The 17,463-nt window shown below is 58.9% G+C and carries 15 protein-coding genes; 9 read left to right on the forward strand and 6 right to left on the reverse strand.

Going from position 1 to position 17,463, the window contains the following annotated elements:
* Positions 1-14: 14 nt before the first annotated feature.
* Together GOV87_RS10230 and deoC are read right to left on the reverse strand one after the other, a co-directional pair.
* Positions 15-2,348, reverse strand: coding sequence for an aldehyde dehydrogenase family protein (locus GOV87_RS10230; protein ID WP_171211685.1), 2,334 nt, complete (start codon positions 2,346-2,348; stop codon positions 15-17).
* A gap of 10 nt (positions 2,349-2,358) precedes the next feature.
* Complete coding sequence (deoC, locus tag GOV87_RS10235; protein ID WP_171211686.1) at positions 2,359-3,357, reverse strand: deoxyribose-phosphate aldolase; 999 nt, start codon at positions 3,355-3,357, stop codon at positions 2,359-2,361.
* A gap of 201 nt (positions 3,358-3,558) precedes the next feature.
* Here deoC and GOV87_RS10240 point away from each other — a divergent pair, with 201 nt between their 5' ends.
* The 6 genes from GOV87_RS10240 to GOV87_RS10265 all read left to right on the forward strand — a co-directional run bounded on the left by GOV87_RS10240 (position 3,559) and on the right by GOV87_RS10265 (position 10,875).
* Positions 3,559-4,512 (forward strand): metal ABC transporter solute-binding protein, Zn/Mn family, encoded by a 954-nt coding sequence (locus tag GOV87_RS10240; protein WP_171211687.1) that lies wholly within the window; start codon positions 3,559-3,561, stop codon positions 4,510-4,512.
* A 3-nt stretch (positions 4,513-4,515) separates the two neighbouring features.
* Positions 4,516-5,319 carry a metal ABC transporter ATP-binding protein gene (locus GOV87_RS10245; RefSeq protein WP_171211851.1) on the forward strand — a complete coding sequence of 268 codons (804 nt, stop codon included), beginning with the start codon at positions 4,516-4,518 and terminating at the stop codon, positions 5,317-5,319.
* Positions 5,320-5,321: 2 nt separating this feature from the next.
* Complete coding sequence (locus GOV87_RS10250) at positions 5,322-6,527, forward strand: metal ABC transporter permease (RefSeq protein WP_171211688.1); 1,206 nt, start codon at positions 5,322-5,324, stop codon at positions 6,525-6,527.
* Positions 6,524-7,453 (forward strand): metal ABC transporter permease, encoded by a 930-nt coding sequence (locus GOV87_RS10255; RefSeq protein WP_171124240.1) that lies wholly within the window; start codon positions 6,524-6,526, stop codon positions 7,451-7,453. The genes GOV87_RS10250 and GOV87_RS10255 overlap by 4 nt, the downstream gene beginning before the upstream one ends.
* A 280-nt stretch (positions 7,454-7,733) precedes the next feature.
* On the forward strand, positions 7,734-9,593 hold the full coding sequence (gene mutL, locus GOV87_RS10260; RefSeq protein ID WP_171211689.1) for a DNA mismatch repair endonuclease MutL: 1,860 nt from the start codon (positions 7,734-7,736) through the stop codon (positions 9,591-9,593).
* Between the two features lie 52 nt (positions 9,594-9,645).
* Positions 9,646-10,875: a DNA recombination protein RmuC gene (locus tag GOV87_RS10265; protein ID WP_171124244.1), complete on the forward strand. Its 1,230-nt coding sequence runs from the start codon at positions 9,646-9,648 to the stop codon at positions 10,873-10,875.
* A gap of 3 nt (positions 10,876-10,878) precedes the next feature.
* On the opposite strand, the gene GOV87_RS10270 is transcribed toward GOV87_RS10265, so the two are convergent.
* From GOV87_RS10270 to GOV87_RS10280, 3 genes are read right to left on the reverse strand one after another with little or no spacing between them, the layout of a single operon-like run.
* Positions 10,879-11,280 carry a hypothetical protein gene (locus GOV87_RS10270; protein WP_171211690.1) on the reverse strand — a complete coding sequence of 134 codons (402 nt, stop codon included), beginning with the start codon at positions 11,278-11,280 and terminating at the stop codon, positions 10,879-10,881.
* A gap of 59 nt (positions 11,281-11,339) precedes the next feature.
* Positions 11,340-11,990: a ChrR family anti-sigma-E factor gene (locus tag GOV87_RS10275; RefSeq protein ID WP_171211691.1), complete on the reverse strand. Its 651-nt coding sequence runs from the start codon at positions 11,988-11,990 to the stop codon at positions 11,340-11,342.
* A 10-nt stretch (positions 11,991-12,000) separates the two neighbouring features.
* A complete protein-coding gene (locus GOV87_RS10280) occupies positions 12,001-12,657 on the reverse strand; it encodes a sigma-70 family RNA polymerase sigma factor (protein ID WP_171211692.1) in 657 nt (218 codons plus the stop codon).
* Positions 12,658-12,804: 147 nt separating this feature from the next.
* Here GOV87_RS10280 and GOV87_RS10285 point away from each other — a divergent pair, with 147 nt between their 5' ends.
* From GOV87_RS10285 to GOV87_RS10295, 3 genes are all read left to right on the forward strand, one after another.
* The gene (locus tag GOV87_RS10285; RefSeq protein ID WP_171211693.1) at positions 12,805-13,578 is read left to right on the forward strand and encodes a DUF1365 domain-containing protein; all 774 of its coding nucleotides are present in this window, start codon (positions 12,805-12,807) and stop codon (positions 13,576-13,578) included.
* A gap of 89 nt (positions 13,579-13,667) precedes the next feature.
* The gene (locus tag GOV87_RS10290; RefSeq protein WP_171122860.1) at positions 13,668-13,985 is read left to right on the forward strand and encodes a DUF3775 domain-containing protein; all 318 of its coding nucleotides are present in this window, start codon (positions 13,668-13,670) and stop codon (positions 13,983-13,985) included.
* Positions 13,986-14,091: 106 nt separating this feature from the next.
* The gene (locus GOV87_RS10295) at positions 14,092-15,171 is read left to right on the forward strand and encodes a hypothetical protein (RefSeq protein WP_171211694.1); all 1,080 of its coding nucleotides are present in this window, start codon (positions 14,092-14,094) and stop codon (positions 15,169-15,171) included.
* 44 nt (positions 15,172-15,215) lie between these two features.
* Here the strand turns inward: GOV87_RS10295 and GOV87_RS10300 are convergent, their stop codons facing one another.
* A complete protein-coding gene (locus GOV87_RS10300) occupies positions 15,216-17,450 on the reverse strand; it encodes a CHASE2 domain-containing protein (RefSeq protein WP_371813488.1) in 2,235 nt (744 codons plus the stop codon).
* Positions 17,451-17,463: the final 13 nt, after the last annotated feature.

Raw genomic sequence — 17,463 nt, forward strand, 5'->3', positions numbered from 1 at the left:
CGGTCCGCGCCGTCCTATTCGCCGTAGGGGACCCAGATGTTCTTGACCTCGGTCGCCGCCTGCAGGAATTGGCGCGTGTAATCCAAGTTCCAATCGGTTGCCTTGGCGTTGTTGACCCATGTCCGCTTGAGGTTCCCGGCAGATACAACCTCAATCTCTTTCGACAGGTCGGTGGACGAGAACGACCAGACCGCATCCACGTTCAGATGCGAGGCCAGCGGTTTTGCCAGTTCCGCATGGCTTCCGGTCAGGATGTTGACCACGCCTGCGGGCACGTCCGAGGTTTCAAGGATCTGGTAGAAATCCGTTGCGGCCAGCGGAAAGGGCTCGGACGCGGCCAGCACCACTCGGTTGCCCATAGCGATCGCCGGGGCCATGGCTGACACCAGACCCAGCAGAGGTGCCTCATCCGCACAAAGCGCGCCGATCACGCCCACGGGTTCTTTCATCGCAATCGCGACACCCCGGATCGGGACGCCATGCACCTGACCGTCATACTTGTCTGCCCATGCGGCGGCGGTGAACAGGCGTTGGATCGAGGCCTCAACCTCGGTCGCGCCGGTTTTGCCGCCGGTCATGGCGTCGATCCGCGCGGCGAATTCACCTGCGCGGGCCGAGAGGTTTTCGCCAATGTAATACAGAATCTGCGCCCGCAGATGGCCGGTAGTCTTGGACCAACCTTTTGCGCCTGCCGCAGCCTCGACCGCGTTACGTACGTCCTTGCGGTTCGCCAGACCCACATGCCCCAACAGGCCCGATTTACCCCAAACGTGTTTGGAATAGCCGCCATCGGGCCGCGCCTGCTTGCCGCCCACATACATCTTGGCTGTGCGGTCGATGGGATCAACTGGCGCACCCTCGCCGGTGGTGGCGTCTAGCTTTGTCAGCGCATTGGACTTGCCCTTGGGCTTGGTATAGGCGGTCAGTCCTTCCCAGCCGCCTTCGCGCCCGAACCCGCTTTCGCGCACGCCGCCAAACCCGGCGGCGGCGTCGAACAGGTTGGTCGCATTCACCCAGACCACGCCCGCAACAAGTTTCGGCGCAATATCCAGCGCGAGGTTCACATTCTCGGTCCAGACAGTCGCTGCCAGTCCGTAGCGCGTGTTGTTGGCCAGCTCGACCGCCTCGGACGGGGTGCGGAAGGTGGACGACACCAGAACAGGGCCAAAAATCTCTTCCTGCATCAGCGGGTCCGAGGTTTCCAACCCCGAAATCAGGGTCGGAGGATAGTAGCAGCCATTATCGGGCAACGCGCAATTGGCTTGGTAGAGGTCACCTGCGGTGTTGCTTTCGACCATACCCTTGATGGTCTGCAACTGAACCGGGTCCACAACTGCGCCGACGTCTATACATTTGTCCAGCGGGTCGCCAATGCGCAGGTTGTCCATCCGCGCGCGCAGTTTGGTATGAAAACGATCAGCGACTCCCTCCTGCACCAACAGGCGCGAACCTGCACAGCAGACCTGACCCTGATTGAACCAGATCGCATCAACCAGCCCTTCGATAGCTGAATCAATATCCGCGTCGTCGAAGACGATATAGGCGGACTTGCCGCCCAGCTCTAACGTCAGTTCTTTGCCCGAGCCTGCCGTCGCTTCGCGGATGCGCCGCCCCACAACCGTTGAGCCGGTGAAGGCGATCTTGTCCACATCCGAGGCCACGATCATCTCGCCCACCTCGCCATCGCCGGTGACGATATTGACCACGCCCTTAGGCAGCCCGGCTTGCGAACAGATATCGGCAAATAGCAGCGCGGTAAGCGAGGTGTATTCAGCAGGTTTCAGAACCACCGTGTTTCCCATTGCCAAAGCGGGGGCCACTTTCCATGCCAGCATCAACAGGGGGAAGTTCCACGGAATGATTTGACCGCACACACCCAACGCCTGCGCATCGGGCAACTCGCTTTCCATCAACTGCGCCATGCCTGCGTGATAGTAGAAATGCCGCTGGACCAGAGGGATGTCGATGTCGCGCGATTCCCGGATCGGTTTGCCGTTATCAAGGCTTTCCAGAACTGCGAACAGGCGCGAATGTTTCTGCAACATCCGCGCAATGGCATAGAGGTATCGCGCACGGCCAGCACCGCCCAGTTTCTCCCACTTGGGCTGGGCTTTGCGGGCGGCGGAAACGGCGGCGTCCACGTCGCCCTGCTTGGCTTGGGTCAGCTTGGCCAGAACCTCTCCGGTCGCCGGGTTGCGGCTTTCGAAGCCTTTGCCCGGCTTAGTGAAGGCACCGTCAATATAGTGGCCGAACTTGCCGCCCTGATCGACCAGCCATGCCAAAGCCTCGGCAGCGCTTTCGGGGGCGGGTCCGTAGTCCATGGTCTCGAAGATTTCTTTGACTGTCATTGTTCTTTCCTCAGCCCATGGAGTGACGGTAGCCGGCAGAGTATGCCCCGGTGACATAGTGTTCCAACTGTCGTTCAATATCGCCAAGCAGCGATGACGCGCCAAAGCGGAACAGGTCCGGCTCCAGCCAGCGGTCGCCCAACTCATCCTTGATCAGTGACAGGTAGACCAGAGCGTCTTTTGCCTTGGAAATCCCACCTGCAGGCTTATAGCCAACCCGATACCCGGTGCGGTCATAGTAGTCGCGGATCGCGCGGATCATCACTAGGGTGACGGGCAACGTGGCGTTGACGCTTTCCTTGCCGGTCGACGTCTTGATGAAATCCGCCCCCGCCATCATGCACACGACCGAAGCGCGCGCGACATTGCGCAGGCTGCCTAGCTCGCCGGTCGCGAGGATGGCTTTGACGTGGGCATCACCACAGGCGGTTCGGAATGCCTTCATCTCATCATACAAAGCTTGCCAGTCGCCTGACAGAACGTGGCGGCGAGAGATGACAATGTCGATCTCTTCCGCCCCTGCTTTGACGCTTTCTTCGATCTCAGCCACGCGCAGGTGGAACGGTGACAGTCCTGCTGGAAACCCGGTTGAGACAGCGGCGACTGGGATGCCAGTGCCTTTCAGCGCATAAACAGCGGTTTCGACCATATCATGATAGACGCAGACGGCCCCGGTGGTGATCGCAGGCATATCCATCGCCCGCAGCAGCGCGGGTGCGACCGGTTGACGGGCTTTCGCGCACAGGCGGCGCACTCGCCCCACAGTGTCGTCACCGGACAGCGTCGTCAGGTCGATCATCGTGATTGCCTTCAACAGCCACGCGGCCTGATAGTCTTTTTTCACCGACCGTCGGCCCGGTAGGGTCGCGGCGCGGCGTTCGATTGCCGAGGTGTTGGCCTGAACCCCCCGAACCCATTCAAGGTCCAGATCCATTCCAGGGTTCCGGGGTTCGGTCACTTGCGGCAGATGCGCGGTGCGCGCGGGGCTGTCTGAGCTCTGCGTATCCATCTTCACATCCTTTGGGAAGTTTGCGCCAAAATCGCACGGGTTGCGCCTAAATGGAAGGCGTGGCGGCCGCCTGGGTGTTATTTTTTTGACCAAATGGACAAAATTGATCACCTTTCTTGCGAATAATTCGCAATATCGTTGACTTAGTTGCGAATGGTTCGCATATTCAGACTCAAGGGGATAGAAAGCCGGGGTCACACTATGATTCGTCGTACCTTTATTGCAGCGCTGGCATTTGCCGCTGCACTGCCCGTTACGGCATGGGCCGAGGCACCGCTGAAGGTGGTGGCAACCACGGGTATGATTGCAGACGCCGTTCGTCAGATTGGCGGTGATGAGGTCGACGTCAAAGGCCTGATGGGTCCGGGCGTGGACCCGCACGCCTATCGTCAGACCCGCAGCGATATCGTTGCCATGACCCGCGCTGACCTCATTCTGTGGCACGGGCTGTATCTTGAGGCGCAGATGCAGGACTTTTTTCATGATCTGGGCCGCAAACGCCCCGTCGTGGCGGTGGCCGAAGGGGTAGATACCTCTAAACTGCGGGCGCATGACGACTACGCCGACAAGTTCGACCCGCATGTCTGGATGAGCCCGGCCCTTTGGCGCGACGTGGTGGTCGAGGTGCAAGCAGCCTTGACCGAGGCGCGCCCCGAGGCCGCTGACCTCTTTGCAAGTAACGCACAGGTGCATCTGGCTGAGATTGAACAGTTGGAAGCATATGCTGCTGAGGCCCTTGCCTCTGTCCCCGAAAACAACCGCGTGTTGGTCACAGCGCATGATGCGTTTGGCTATTTCGGGGCTGAATATGGCTACGAGGTGATGGGCATTCAGGGGATCTCGACCCAGTCCGAGGCCGGTCTGAACCGGATTGGTGAACTGGTCGATACGCTGGTGGGTCAACAGCTTGGGGCGGTATTCGTCGAAAGCTCGGTCTCTGATCGGTCGATGCGCGCCCTGATCGAAGGTGCTGCTGCACGGGGTCATGAGGTTGGTGTGGGCGGCGAACTATACTCGGATGCCATGGGCGAGCCGGGAACTTATGAAGGCACCTATGTTGGGATGCTGGATCACAATATCACCGTGATTGCCGGGGCGCTGGGTGCGGATGTGCCTGACCGTGGCATGAACGGAAAGCTGTCTGCGGGGTTTTGAGTGATGCTGGAACTGGCCGCTGATCAGGGTGTTTCGATACCGGAGGACTGTCTTGATGACAGCCCGTTGGCGATCCGGGGTCTGACAGTCTCATACGGCCAGAAACCTGCGGTTTTTTCTGTGGATATGACGGTTCAGCCGGGCGCGATGACTGCGATCATCGGGCCCAACGGCGCGGGCAAGTCCACCCTGCTAAAGGCGGCTTTGGGTATTGTATCGCCCTTGTCCGGTCAGGTGACGGTGTTTGGCAAGCCGCTGGACAAACAGCGCGAACGGATCGCCTATGTCCCACAGCGGGCGAGTGTCGATTGGGATTTTCCAGCCCGTGTGATCGACGTGGTGCTGATGGGGCTGTCCAGTCAGTTGGGGCTGCTTGGTCGGGTGCGGTTTCGTCACATATCGCGGGCGATGGACTGTCTGCACCGGGTGGGAATGCGCGACTTTGCCGACCGTCAGATCGGTCAGTTGTCGGGCGGCCAGCAACAGCGCGTCTTTCTGGCACGCGCCTTGGCTCAGGACGCAGAGCTTTATCTGCTGGACGAGCCGTTCGCAGGCGTTGATGCGGCCACGGAAAAGGCGATCATAGCGGTGTTGAAGGAGCTGAAAACAGCCGGTAAGACTGTTGTCGCCGTGCATCATGATCTGGCGACTATCACGGATTATTTTGACCACGTCTTCCTGATCAACACGCGCAAAGTCGCCGAAGGACCGGTGTCCGAGGCATTCACCGCCGAAACGCTCCAATCTGCGTATGGAGGCCGCCTTGCTACCGCTCAGATCGACCAGATTTCGCGCGCGCTGGGGTAGACATGCTTTGGGATGCCCTGACCCTGCAGCTTGGCTATAACGCCACGCTGGTCGCCATCGGCGCGACTTTGCTGGGTATTTCGGCAGGGGTCACCGGAACGTTTCTATTCCTGAGAAAACGTGCGCTTGTCAGTGACGCGATCAGCCATGCGACTCTGCCGGGCGTGTGTCTGGCGTTCATGGTTCTGGTCGCGCTTGGGGGCGATGGTCGCAATCTGATCGGTCTGCTGGTTGGGTCAGCCCTTTCCGCTTGGGTGGGCCTTCTGTGCATGAACTGGTTGACCCGGCACACAAGGCTGGCCGAGGACGCCGCGATCGGTGCAGTTCTGTCCGTGTTCTTTGGGTTTGGTATCGTCCTGCTGACGGTGATTCAGACGATGGGTATGGGCCGCCAGGCCGGGCTGGAAGGGTTCTTGCTGGGCTCTACGGCGGGCATGTTGTGGGCTGACGCCATTATTATCGCGATCGGCGGCGCGGCAACACTGGCTTTGGTGATGATCATTCGCCGCCCCATGACATTGGTGGCGTTTGACGCCGAATATGCGGCGGCCCGCGGACATGTTGTGCATCGCATTGACCTGGCAATGATGGGGTTGGTCATGGCCGTGACGGTTGTGGGGTTGAAAATCGTCGGGTTGATCCTGATCGTTGCGTTGCTGATCATTCCGCCTGTTGCCGCGCGTTTCTGGACCGAGCGGTCGGAACGTGTAGTGCTGCTGGCCGGTCTGACCGGAGGGCTTTCGGGATATCTGGGGGCGGCACTGTCGGCCTCGGCTCCCAATCTGCCAACCGGTCCGATCATTGTTCTGGTCAGCTTTGCCCTGTTTGCAGTGTCCTTATTGCTTGCGCCGGTGCGGGGGGTACTGGCGGCTGTCTTGCGGCATCTCAGATTCCAACGCAGGGTCCATATTCGACAAGGGCTTTTGGCGCTGGCGCAGGGGCAAAATATCTACGAGCCGTTAACGCTCCGACTGTTACGCAGCGCGGGGCTGGTCCGGGCCGATGGGGTTGCGACCGAGGCGGGCAGGGCACGCGCTGCAAAGGCGCTGCGCGACGAAAAACGGTGGGAGATCGTCCGGGCGGATCAGGCGCACGAGGCCACGGCTGCCCTGTATGACGGTTTGCGTGACATTGAAACTGTCCTGACCCCAGATCAGATCACCGAAATTGACCGTAAGATCGGCGACCCGCAGGGAGTGACCCCATGAGCGGAGAAGAATTCGTCCCCCTGTCCCTCACGCCATTGCTGATCGGAACTTTTGCGGCCATCGCCTGCGCTTTGCCAGGCAATTTTCTGGTGCTGCGTAAGCAGGCTCTGATCGGCGATGCAATCAGCCACGTTGTTCTACCCGGTATCGTTGTGGCCTTTCTGCTGACCGGAGCGATTTCGACCTGGCCCATGATGCTGGGTGCCGCAGGTGCCGCGGTGGTGGCGGTAATCATGATCGAGGCCATCCGCAGGCTGGGTCAGATTGAATCCGGTGCCGCAATGGGGGTCGTTTTTACCACAATGTTCGCAGCCGGGGTGCTGTTGCTGGAGCAAACTGACACGTCGACCGTTCATCTGGATGTCGAACATGCATTGTACGGGAACCTTGAAAGTTTGATCTGGTTGGACGCGGTGGGATGGGCGTCTGTGTGGGATGTTCAGGCGCTGGCGGGGCTGCCGCCTGAATTGCCCCGTATTGCGCTGACATTGGCCGGTGTTTGCTTGTTCACTTGGCTGTTCTGGAGACCGCTCAAGATCTCTACCTTCGACGAAGGGTTTGCCCGAACGATCGGAATCAGGACCGGAGCGCTTGGCATGGCTCTGGTGATCGTTGCGGCGATTGCGGCCGTTGCGGCGTTTGATGCCGTGGGTTCGATCATCGTGATCGCGATGTTTATATGCCCGCCGGCGGCGGCGCGCATGATGACCAACCGATTGGAAACTCAGATCGCTTGGAGTATCGTTTTCGCGATTGTTTCGGCTGTCGCGGGTTATGTGCTGGCGGGGTACGGGCCGTTGTGGTTGGGCGCTGTAGATGCTGTCAGCGCGGCGGGAATGATCGCAACGGTTTCGGGTTTGATCCTTGCTTGCGCCGCAATTTGGGGCCCTTGTCGAACGCGGACCGGCGCGCCCGGTACGACTTGACTAGGCGTGATCTTGCTATGTGAGGATGCGGTCTTTCGGCTGATCTCCGCCCACCAAATGACCCCGACCAGAGTTTAAGAGTCACATGCGTTTCATCGTGCTACGAACCAATCATTGCTAAAGGACGTCCACCACTCACAATGGTTCGTTCGGACAATCGCGGCGATGTTCGCCGCCTCTCTGTGACACGGCGCGATTGTTCGAACGCCCCCTCGCCCCCCTAAAATCCAGTCCCCAAACCTGTAGCAGAATCGTCTGTGACTGTGCTAGGTCTAGGGGTATGGCGCAGGCAAACCCCAATATCAGCGAAGCTCGACCCGTAATTCGACAGCTCGACGATGCTGCGATCAATCGCATCGCGGCGGGTGAGGTGGTCGAGCGGCCAGCCTCTGCCGTGAAAGAACTAGCTGAAAATGCAATCGACGCGGGATCGACGCGCATCGCCATTGATATTGCTGATGGAGGAAAGACTTTAATCCGAGTCACCGATGACGGGTGTGGGATTTCCGGCAAGGATCTGCCGCTCGCTCTGTCTCGTCATGCGACGTCCAAAATCGACGGATCGGACCTGCTGAACATTCATACTTTCGGGTTCCGGGGCGAGGCGCTGCCGTCACTGGGCGCGGTAGGACGGCTGACAATCACCAGCCGCGTTTCGGGGGCCGAGGCCGCTTCTATCCACGTTGCGGGCGGCAAGACAGACGCCGTGAAGCCCGCCGCTCTGCGTGCGGGGACGGTGGTTGAACTGCGCGACCTGTTCTTTGCCACGCCCGCACGTCTGAAATTCATGCGCACCGATAGGGCCGAGGCGCAGGCCATCACGGACGTCGTCAAACGTCTGGCCATGGCCGAACCGGCGATTACTTTCACCCTGCGCGATGTCTCGGGCGGGGGAGAGGGGCGCGTGACCTTTCGCGCTGACCGCGAGAACGGTGATCTGTTTGATGCCCTGCACGCTCGTCTGGCCCGGGTCATAGGGCGCGAATTTGCTGAGAACGCCTTGCAGATCGACGCCACGCGTGAAGGGATTCGCCTTTATGGGTATGCCGCTCTGCCGACCTATTCGCGGGGCGCGGCGGTGGCGCAGTACCTGTTCGTCAATGGCCGCCCGGTGCGCGACAAGATGCTGACCGGCGCGCTGCGGGCGGCGTATTTCGATTTCCTTAGCCGCGACCGCCACCCGGCAGCGGCTTTGTTCATCGACTGTGACCCGGCGCTGGTTGATGTGAACGTGCATCCCGCGAAATCCGAGGTCCGGTTCCGCGATCCCGGCGTGGCGCGCGGGCTGATCGTTTCGGCCCTGCGGCACGCGCTGGCCGAGGCGGGACATCGCGCATCCTCGACCGTAGCGAATGCGACTCTGGGTGCGATGCGGCCGGAACCCGCGCTGCCCCCGCAACCCACCCCGGCGCGGGTGTATCAGATGGACCGTCCCTCGTCCGCCGCGCGACAGGTGGCGTATCAGGCCCAAGCTCCGGGTTTTGCGGAGCTGTCACAGGACTACAGCGGCAGTATTGTGGAACCTGCGCCCGTGGCCACAGAAGAGCCCCCAGCGCAGGATTTGCCCTTGGGTGCGGCGCGCGGTCAGGTGCATGAGAACTATATCATCGCCCAGACTGCAGACGGCATGGTGATCGTCGACCAGCACGCAGCGCACGAGCGGTTGGTTTATGAAAAGCTCAAACATCAGATGGCGGAAAATGGTGTGGCTGCGCAGGCGCTGCTGATCCCTGAGATTGTGGAACTGTCCGATGGCGACTGCGCCCGTCTAATGGCCGTGGCCGATGACCTGTCACGCCTTGGCCTGACGCTGGAACCCTTTGGCGGCGGTGCCATCGCGGTGCGTGAAACGCCGGCCATGTTGGGTGAGGTCGACGCCCGGGCGATGATTTTGGATATCCTTGACGAACTGGCCGATCAGGGCGAAAGCCAAACCGTACAGGCGCGGATAGAGGCGATCCTCAGCCGCGTCGCTTGCCATGGCTCGGTCCGGTCGGGTCGCCGGATGCGGGCCGAAGAGATGAATGCCCTGCTGCGCGAGATGGAGGCGACGCCCCATTCCGGACAGTGCAACCACGGGCGGCCAACCTATGTGGAGCTGAAACTGGCTGATATCGAACGTCTGTTCGGACGCAGTTGATCCAGCGCAAGCTGCGCGGTAAGAAGAATAAAACAAGAACATTCGAGGCGACATGATCGAGATTTCTGGCACACAAATTGCGTTGAATGACCCCGTGATCCTGATCAGCGGTGGCATTGTCGCGCTGATCCTGCTCCTGCTGTTCCTGTCGCTGCGTGCCGCCAACCGTTCGGCACGGATGGCCGAGCCATTGGCGCGGCAGATGGCGCATCTGGGGCAGAATGTGCAGCAGTTGGGTCAAGGGCAGGAGCAGTTGCGCGGTGGACTCCAACATGTCTCGGACACGCAGGCCAATGCGCAGGTGCAGGTGATCCAGACGGTTGAGGCGCGGCTTTCTTCGGTGCAGCAGCAGATGAATGACCGGCTGGCGGATAACGCGATGAAATCCGCCCGCGCGCTGGCCGAGATGCAGGAGCGGATGAAGGAATCGCTACATGGGTCATCAAAGCAGACTGCGACCTCTCTGACGCAATTGCAGGAACGGTTGGCGGCGATCGATAAGGCGCAGGACAATATCACCAAGCTGTCGGGCGATGTGCTGTCGTTGCAGGACATTCTGTCGAACAAACAACGACGCGGGATGTTCGGTGAGATTCAGCTAAACGACATCGTCTCGAAGGCGCTGCCTGCTGACAGCTATTCGTTGCAGGCCACGTTGTCGAATGGCAAGCGGGCGGATTGCCTTATCCATCTGCCCAACCCGCCCGGACCCATTGTCATTGACGCAAAATTTCCGTTGGAGGATTTCGAGGCACTGGCGGCGGCTCAAACCAAATCCGACGTCGAAAGGTGCCTGAAGGCATTTGGTGCCGCTGTGAAGGTCCACATCAAGGCGATTTCAGAAAAGTACATTCTGGATGGTGAAACCGCCGATGGCGCGCTGATGTTCGTTCCGTCCGAGGCGATCTATGCCGAGTTGCACGCACGTCTTCCCGATGTGGTTCGCGATGGGTTTGCTGCGCGCGTCTGGATCGTGTCCCCCACCACCTGCATGGCGACGCTGAACACCATGCGCGCGATCCTGAAAGACGCCCGAATGCGCGAACAGGCTGGTGCGATCCGCAAGGAACTAGGAATGCTGCACAAAGATGTCGAACGACTGGGCGATCGCGTGGCCAATCTGGACCGTCACTTTGGACAGGCGGCCAAGGATATCTCGGACATCAAGATCAGTGCCGAAAAAGCCGGGCGTCGCGCACAACGTCTGGACAATTTTGATTTCGAGGAACTCGCGCCGGAGGATCACGCCAACGTGGTGCCGCTTGGTAAAAGTGAGGCTTAAACGCTACTGGATCGAAAGGTCCAGATTGTACCCAACCGTCTTATCGGAGTCTCGGTCATTGCCCATGAGGTAGACGCGGATCGTGTAATCTCCGTCCTCAGGCAGTTCAACCCGTGCGGTATTTCCGTTGATGGACCCGTTATAGATCGCGGCACCGTCACTGCCCGGAGTCAGGATGTTAAAATAAATTACGCCATACCCGTTGGTGTCGCTGACCTGAAGCTCTGCGAACAGTTCCTGCCCGGCCTTCGCACCCAGTCGGTAGTCAAAATATTCGTTACCCGTAACGGTTCCGTTGACCATCGTGCCATAGTTGCCTGTCTCGAACTTTACGTCGGCAACGCTCTGAGCGCTGGCAGATGTGGCGAAACCGATACAGGCAAGTGTCAGGGCAAGTGCTTTCATGAATACATCCTCCGATTGCAGGGTCGAAGTCTCAGAATAACACAAAACGGCGACGCAGATCAGATGCGTAGAAAGGGCTGGAACAGGCGCGGCATCAGTTTGTTGAATTTCAGCGGTGCATCGGTGACCGCCAGGCAAATGCAATCCTCATAGATATCCGCCGTTGGCGTGTGGTGCAGGTCTTCATCCGCGATCTCGACATCGCCGCGTGCAAAGTGGTCGACTTCGTCCGAGAATGCCCCTTGCAGGACCATTGTCAGTTCCATGCCGTTGTGGCTGTGGTCGGGTACAGCAGCCCCTGCAGGAATAAACAGCAACCGGGCTGTGGCTTCGCGCGTTGTGGGCAGGATCGCTTGTTTGACGCCCATCCCAATCGCGCGCCACTGGATGTCATTCACGTCACCGCCCACATAATCCTGTAGTGGCGCGGGAAGCACGGAACAGCCGGGTCGAGCAGGCTTGGCAATCGGCGCGCCATTGGCGATCAGCGCCATGGTTGCGGCAAGTGAACCGTCGCTCAGCGCAACGCTATCGTCCTGATCTTGCAGGACGCACCCGCCAACGGCCTCAAAGCTCTCGGCGCGCGCGCGGCAATGGTCACACAGGGACAGGTGCGTTGCGACCATCAGGTCGAATGCTTCTGGCAAACCGCCCGCAGCATACGCCATCAGCAGGTCATCTGTCAGGTGATGTTTGATCTTGTTGCTCATCGTCATCATCTCAGTTCATCGCGTGGCGCAAGCGGTCCAGCGCCAGCCGTATACGTGATTTGATCGTTCCCAGGGGCAACCCGGTCTGAGACGCAATCTCGCGGTGACTCAGGTCACCGAAATACGCCTTTTCGATCAGTTCTCTCTGCGCCTGTGGCAACGCTGACAATGCGTCGCGCAATTGCGCGGTTTCCTGTTGCAACGCAATGACGTCATGTTGTTCCGGTTCAGCCTCGGGACCCCAACCCAGATCTTCGGGTTCCGGTCGCCGCTGCTTGCGCAGGACGTCAATGCGTTTGTTCCGTGCGATCGTGAAGACCCAAGTGGCCAATGTCGCGCGCGAGGGGTCGAACAGATGCGCCTTGTGCCACAAGGTCGCCATCACCTCTTGCGCGCATTCCTCGGCCATCGCCGCATCAGACCCCGATTTAATCAGGAACGCCTTGATACGTGGCGCAAAATATTGGAACAGCTCGGCAAATGCCGCCTGATCCTGCGCATCCCGAATGCGGGTGACGTGTTCAACCCACTCGGTCTTGGTATTGCAACTGCCGTTTGCTTCGTTCACCGGCCTGCCCCTGACACGTTCTTTCGCGTGCCAGGTTTTTGCTAGGGGCCCGTCGGCCACCGGTTCATCCAAGCTCGCGGTATCGATCTCGGTAAACATAACCACATTACGCGGGCCTGCCCAAGATGGATCAGTTTCTGCGGCAAATAATAATCCATATGGGCGTTCGTTTCGTAGAATATCTGTATAAGGTTTGAGGAAAAGACCGCCGTTTGAACGGTTTACAGTCAGAATGGAAAAGGCCGCATGAACCGGGTCGATCACATTGCAGGGCATACGTTTCACGGCCGCAAAGGGTCGATTGAAAACGCTTTTCGCTATTCTGTCGACTACATCCTGCTGGACCCGGAAAACACCGGGCCCACACCCGCGTTGTTCACCGTCAACGGGGTAAATGTGACGAACTGGCGGGATCGCGATCACGGCGGAGAACCCGGCAAAGGGCGCGGCGCCGCGTGGTTGCGTGAGCAATTCCATGACCTCGGTGTCACGCAGCCGAACAGGATCATGTTATTGACCCAGCCGCGCGTTTTCGGTCACGTGTTCAACCCCGTTAGTTTCTGGTTCTGTTTCGACGCGGAAGACGTGCTTTATGCTGTTGTGGCCGAAGTGACCAATACTTATGGCACGCGCCACAGCTATCTGTGCCACAACCCAAATTTTGCGCCAATTCAGCCTTCGGACCGGATCGTGGCAGACAAGCTGATGCATGTGTCACCGTTCCAGAAGATCGAAGGTGCTTATACCTTCCGATTTGACTACCGCGCGGACAGGGTCGGCGTGTGGATAGATTACGGGCGAAAGAATGGTGGGTTGATTGCAACGCTTACCGGCCCGCGTTCTGCGCTGACGGACCGGACGATCCTTTGGTCGTTGATACGTAGACCGTTCGGCGCGCGGCGCGCTTTTGCCCTGATCCTGTGGCAGGCGCTGAAACTGAAGTTGAAAAAGGCCAGGTTTCGTCCGTTTCGCTCTGCCCCTGTCCCGGATCATGCAGTCTCGCGGGTCCGCGAGCCATAAGCCCGGGTTGTTTGCGTAAGATCAAAGACTCAGGCCCCGGCAGCGTGTTTGTGGTAGGTTGGAAACCGCGAACACGAAGGAGTTGGGCCATGTTGGAAATCTCGGCAAGAAAAGTCGCTCAGGTCGCCATGATGGGGCGCGAACTGGACCGGGCCGAGGGCGAATTGCGCGCTTTCATCGACCGGATGAGCGAGGATGAACAGGCCGAACTGGTCGCCGTCATGTGGATCGGGCGCGAAAGCTTTTTCGCCGAAGATCTGGCCGAGGCCATCGCAACCGCCAAGGCCGAGGCATCAACACCCTGCGCGGATTACCTGATCGGAACGCCGCACCTGTCAGACCATCTTGAGAATGGTTTGGATTCGTTGGGTATCTCGGCTGAAGATGTTGAAAATGACCTGATGTGACGGTCTAGGGTCGGGAAATACCCTCTGATGACCTGAGTTCATTCGCAATATTTGCGGCGTTCAGGTACGCTTGCCCCCAGATGCCTTTAGAACGAAAGGGTTTTTGGTGCGCTCAGTGCTGGTCACAGTGGTGGCTTTGGTATTTCTGGCAGGCAGCCTGGCCGGGCCGCGCCCGTCGGCCGCATGCCCGGTTTGCATAACGCTGCCGGAATACTCGTTGGCAGATCGTATATTGTCCGCCCGCGTTATCGTTCTGGCTGTACCGGCTTTGGACAACCCGTTCAGTTATTCACCCGTGTCAATTCTGAAGGGCACGGCAGAACAGCTTTCCGCATTGCCGGAAATTCCCTTTCTGGTCGACAGCGTGACCCGATCCGCGTTTCGCACCGATCCCGGCAGACGCGTGTTGATGATTTACGGTGCAGGATATCCGGACAAGGCTGGACGTAGCCTGTCTATGGGATGGAGCAAAGGCTTCTTGATGACGCCAGAGCGTGCGAATTTCGTGGAGGCGATACGCCATCAAGGCGCGTCCTGGGCTTTTGGAAAAACCGACGACCCATCGCGCGTCGCCTTTTTTGGCTCGTATCTTGGGCATGAGGATGCGTTGCTGCGAAACGCGGCTTTGATCGAGTTTCACCGTGCGCCCTATGCAATGGTCCGGCAATTGCGCGATCAGGGATCTTCCGCCGCGTTGCTGCAGGAATTGCGGTCCGTGAACCGGCTGGCCTACGCGCCTGCTGTGATCCGGCTATTGGGCCTTCAGTCAGACCCGGCGGCCAAAGCCGCCGTCAGAACACGCTATCAGCAGGCGTTGGCCTCTGGCGACACGAACCTTTATGACTGGGCGCTTGCAGGAATTGAGGTTGATGGTGCTGCCGCGATTACGGCGATTGAGGCATCCCTGAAACAGCAGAGCCTGCCCCAGGACATGAAACGCGATTTGGTCCGAACATTGACCGATGCCGGTTCAGCCCGGTCAGAGTTTCAGACGCAGATGTTGGACATTTTCAAACGCGAGTTGCAGCAGAATTCATCGCTTGCCGTGTGGATTGCCCTTGCAGCGAAGTCTTGGGAAACGGACATATTGAACCCGGAGCTTCGTTCGATCTTGTCGACAGAACAACTGGAGCCCGCAGCGCAGTTTCTTATTGAAAACACCTTGGTTCAGGTTGAGCAGAACTAATTCTGGGAACATGCAAGTGTACCGAACGGGCGACCGAATGAACGCTATGCGGATGGCTGCCTTTCCCGACCATGATGGCTGAACACCACTTGGCTTGATTGGACGTCCGACCGAAAATCCGCAGCCCGCCCGGGCAGTGAGAGATAAAAGCGTTGAAGGCCGGGTTCGATTTCCTTAGCCATCATGGCACAACGCTGGCACATCTTTTCGATCTGCACGTGGGATTGGCGGTCCCGCATGGCAGCCACCAGATCACCGTGTGCCGTTGACAGTTTTCTAAATTTCGGACTGTCGAGCACTGTTTTGTCGCCAACCAATGCGTACACGGCTTCGAGATCGGATTTACCCTTGAGATCGACAAACCCGGCCTCAAGCATCGCCAGATCCTGCCGGGCAAGGCGGTGCACCGAGCTTGAGACCAAGATATCGTATTCGACATGGCGACAACTTTGTTCGATCCGCGCCGCGACGTTAACAACATCCCCAATGACGGTGTAGTTGAACCGGCTGCGCGACCCGATATTACCCACACAGGCCTGCCCCGTGGCGCAGCCCGTTGCCAAGGCAATCGGAGGTCTGCCTCGCATAACGTCCGATGCATTGAATTCTGTCAGTGCTTTGCGCATCAACAAGGCGGCATACGCTGCCCTGCAAGGATGATCTTCAACGGGCAGGGGCGCATTCCAGAACGCCATCACCGCGTCACCGATGAATTTGTCGATTGTCCCTCGTTCCTTCAGAATCTGATCGCCCACTTGCGAGAACAGCTCGTTCAACAACGCGACAAGATCGGTGGCTGACACGGATTCCGACAAAGGCGTGAATCCCCGGATGTCCGAAAACATGACGGTAATTTCCTGCGTTTCACCGCCCAGTTGCAGACTGTGACCGGATACTTCCATCTCGTCCAGAATCTCGGGGGCGACGTAGTGGGAAAAGACCTGCCGGATTTCCCTTTTCTCCCGCTCGGTTGAAACGAACAAATAGCCGGCAAGCATCCCAAAATTCGCCATTCCGCCCATCAAGGGAAATGTCACATCGAACAGGACAAGCTGGTTCTGAAAGGCCAGCCAACTGGTGCCCAGAACAACACCCGCCGCCGCACCGCCGGCGACGAATGAGGCGACCGCGCCAAAGCTGGACATGACCGCGATCACAATCAGGCCAAGCAGGACAAAGGACAAAAGCTCGAGCGCGGCGGTCACGTCAGACCGGCTGAGCATCTCGCCCGTAATGATCTGTTCCAGCATCTGGGCATGGATCGACACGCCGGGGACGGATTCCCCCAATGACGTGAGGTGCATGTCGAACAAGCCAGCTGCAGATGTCCCGATCAGAATAATCCGGCCCTCGATTTCAGCCCTCAGATCCGGGTCATCCGGGGTCTGCATCACATCGTCGGCAGAGAGGTACAGCTCTGGCTGGTCATGTCTGTACCTGATCCAAACCTCGCCGTTTTCGGTTGTTGGCAGGCGAAAATCCCCCAGTTCGACAGCAAGCATGATGCCTTCTTCGTCGGATGCACCTTCGGCAAGGATAAAAGGCGCGCCGATGGCAACCCTTAGTGCTTCGATCCCCAGGCCGGGCATGGGGCCGCTCGGGCCGCCCCACAGAACTGGAACCCGTCGTACAATTCCAGTTCCCCCCAGAGGTGAGACGTTGACGCCGCCGATCCCGGCGGTGCTGCGATCAAGAGGGGCGGCGATCGGGGTCCAATAAGGAACCGAGATCAAGCCAGCGGTCGGATTTTCCCCAATTTCAATAATCCCTGCCGTCGGGCTGACCTGATTGCCTTCGTCAGACAATCGAGCAGCCGTTCCCATGACCACGGGCCAATTGGCGACCTCCATTCCGAATAGCACGTCATAGTCCATCTTTTGCGCGTGATCTTCGACCGTCACCACACCTGCGAGCGCTGGATCATTCAACAACCGAACCGGAGAATACCTGTCTGGTTCGGCAAAGAGCATATCGAACGCAATGGCTGCGGCACCATATTCGCCCAGGTTTTCTACCATCTGGGCCAATAAGGTTCTGGGCCAAGGCCACTGGCCCCAATTCGCCAGAGACTTTTCGTCAATGTCCAGAACCCGAACAGGCAGATCAGGGTTGTACTCTCTGGGAATGGCGCGTTGTAGAATGTCAAAGTAAATCAGCCGCGTCATCCGCACGGGATAAGGATCCATGACCCGGATGAAACATCCGATCAGGATCAGACCCAGACCCACCAGCCGAAAACCACGCCGGCGAGGTGTTCTTTCTTTGGGCTTCACGGTCACGTTAACCTCCGAA

Source organism: Ruegeria sp. HKCCA5426 (genome assembly GCF_013034585.1).
Classification (GTDB): domain Bacteria; phylum Pseudomonadota; class Alphaproteobacteria; order Rhodobacterales; family Rhodobacteraceae; genus Ruegeria.